2 protein-coding genes are annotated in these 2,883 nt (G+C 62.5%); both read right to left on the reverse strand.

The features are described 5' to 3' along the window. Positions 1-432: 432 nt before the first annotated feature. The gene (locus ACZ1IK_RS11090) at positions 433-1,083 is read right to left on the reverse strand and encodes a UvrD-helicase domain-containing protein (RefSeq protein ID WP_081097721.1); all 651 of its coding nucleotides are present in this window, start codon (positions 1,081-1,083) and stop codon (positions 433-435) included. Then, complete coding sequence (locus ACZ1IK_RS11095) at positions 1,076-2,845, reverse strand: ATP-dependent nuclease (protein WP_060973737.1); 1,770 nt, start codon at positions 2,843-2,845, stop codon at positions 1,076-1,078. The genes ACZ1IK_RS11090 and ACZ1IK_RS11095 overlap by 8 nt, the downstream gene beginning before the upstream one ends. Positions 2,846-2,883 lie beyond the last annotated feature (38 nt).

The following is a 2,883-nucleotide window of genomic DNA, read 5'->3' on the forward strand; positions in this document are numbered from 1 at the left end:
CCCCGCAGATTCCCGTAGTTCGATCCATCCCCTGCATGGCGGGCAATGTCCGTGGCGTGCTGATGAGCGTGGGCGATCGCGGAGTCCAGTCCGGACCGATCCATCGATGAGGCCCTGGGCGTCGCTGGCGGCCGCCAATGTTGCTAGCACCTCATGCCAGGTGCCCGCAGCTGCCATCCGCCAGCACCAGGTCAGCGCGGTCTGCCAGGGCCCGTAGACCTCGGGCATATCCCGCTACGGAATCTCGTGCCGATGCGGGTAGATGGTCGCCTCGATCATCGCCCGGACATCGGCGAACGGCCGGCCCTGCCGGCTGGCCCGGGCCGGGCCGGGCCAGGCCGGGTGCATCGAAGTGGTCGGCGGCTCCCCATGGGCGTCGGAGAGCGCCTGGATACGAGAGATGCGATCCAGGGCGTCAGCTGGCCCCTGGATTCATTGCCAGACACATTCGAGGCTCCGTCGTCCTCCAGGCACGAAGAAGCCCCCGCACCGATCTGGTCGGTGCAGGGGCCTCTGCTCGGCTCCCCCGGTTGGATTCGAACCAACAACCCTTCGATTATTACTGAAGTTGAACAGGCTCTGTAGTGGGTCACCGAACACCGCAGTGGGGACCGTCATGGCCAGGGCGAGCACCAGCTCGTGTTGATCGACAAGACAGTCCTGATACTCGTCGATGAACAGGTGGGTATAGCTGACTTTGAGCATCTTCCCCACTGCCCTGCTGGTGGCTGTCCGCGCCGCTGCGCGATGGTATTCGGCAGACTTGCTCCAGTCGGGACCACCGGACACGTCGAGCCCCGCGAGACTCGGGAAGTGGGCAATCAGGTCATACGACCATGAATCGATTGTGCGCACGACGACTTGGTCGCTGGCAACGCCAAACTTTTTCATGCGGCGGCGAAGGGCGTCCACACCAGCATGCGTATGCGTCAACACGAGGCATGTCCCGCCTTGCTGGGTAGCTTTTGCCACACTGGCCGCGATCAGCTCGGTCTTCCCAGCACCGGCGGGAAGAGCCACCGAACAGGGTAGTGCCCTGAGTACAACTTCGACTGCTTTCGAGATGGGAGGGTCCTCAACCATCGAAGGACCCCTCCGAAGACTCCGCTGGCGGCTCGGATTCCGCGGCGTAAGCGAAGGTCTGCAGATCGTCGATCACCTTCATCAAGTGGGTGCTGTCCAAATCAGCCCAGTGCCTGATGACGACCTCGGCAAGTTCTTCGCCTCTATCTTCGCGCTTGAACCACTCCTTATCCCTGGCAGTCGCCGCGGCCGCGATGGCACCGCGGATCTCGGTTTCATTGACACCGGCCTGTGCCTGCCATGAAGCGAAGTCGGTTCCAGTCAGCTGATCGTTGTTCAGACTTGCGCCGACATTAGCTCGAATGGAATGCTCACCCCTGATCTCTACGGCTAGGTCAACGAGTGCCTGCAGCCCCTTGGCGCCGAGAGTCTGAATGATCTCATCTTCGATCGCATTGCCCGGACCCCAGCGGTATACGCTTACGCCGGAGTCCATTGCCTGCCTCACCGATTTGTCAATAGCGCGGTCGTCATTATCCACTAGCAGGCAGGCTGGGTAGCCGAGCTGCTGGAAGTGCTGGGCTCGCTTGGTCGACTGGGTCCCTCCCCCTCCATTCACCAACACGACGCCAAGCGAAGCAGCACCAGGCTGCTCAGCGGCGATCCGCTGGGCGTCCCAGTGACGAAGCAGGCCGCGCAGGAAACCCACCTCGGTCGCACCCTCTCCGACAAGTACGCGACGGCCAAGGAGCGCCTCTGGGGCAATACGGAACGTGCCCTGCACGTTGTCGAGGTCTTCAGGAACCGGCTGGCAGGTGGTCACGCCAGTTCCATCCGCGCGGACTACGACGAGATCGACGGCGCTCAGCGTCTTCACCGCGATGGGAGAGTGGGTGGTCATAATGACTTGCAGGTTGCCCCCTTCAGTTCGCTTCTTGAGGTGGTGGAGGACTTGCGCCAGTCGGTGCGGCTCGAGCCCGTGTTCGACCTCGTCGATGGCAATGATCGAGCCGTCGTCCATCGCCTGATCCTGGATCGACAAGCTTGTTAGCCGGCGCGTGCCGAGCCCGAGGCTCGACAGAGGCACGTCACCGTCATGAAGCATCAGCGAATGTGTGGAGGTGGCCGAGCCTGGCTCGAGACCAGGCCGCAGCTCATCAAATTTCCCTGCACCGAAGTTCCCGGCCGACCGCTGAACTTTGGAAGCTGCATCATGTAGGGCGCTCGACTGGGCGTCGAAGACTGCTCTCCGCGCTTCACGGTGGGCATCGAGAACGACAGACGAAGCCCCATCGCTACCATCGGTCAGGCCAGACAGGGCCGATCCGCGCGCCCAGCGAAGGTGGAGGTCGGCCCGTTCACCCAGGCGGAAGAAGCCGAGCTGGCGACGTTGGCTGGCGGAAATCGGGCGGGCGTCTTCAGAGTCGGGGCGCACGACCTCCCACGTCGGATCGAGTTCTGGGGTCACGGTCAGCCTGACGACGAGGCACTCATCGGCCTCCTCGACAGGGTCGTGGACGAGAGTGCCGCCCGGCAGGATGCCTGAGCGGTCTTTGCCAAGCTGGCTCTCCTTGACGAGATTGTCCGGGAGGTTCGTGATCGTTGCCTCGATGACGATGTTCTTGGTTAGGTCAAGGTCGAAGAAATCGGCATCCGTGAACTGCGGGCTGTAGTTCGGGCTGAGTACCAGCCCGATCGCGTCCAACAATGTGGTCTTGGTGCTGTCGCCAGCTCCCACCAAACTGATCAATCGCTGGTGGATCGCCCAGTTCGCGGATTCAATGCCACGGAAGTGCTCAATCCGGAGTCGGCGGAGCATCATGGGGTCACCTCGCTGTTAGATCCGATACGGCCCTGATA

Source organism: Micrococcus sp. CS26 (assembly GCF_055522295.1).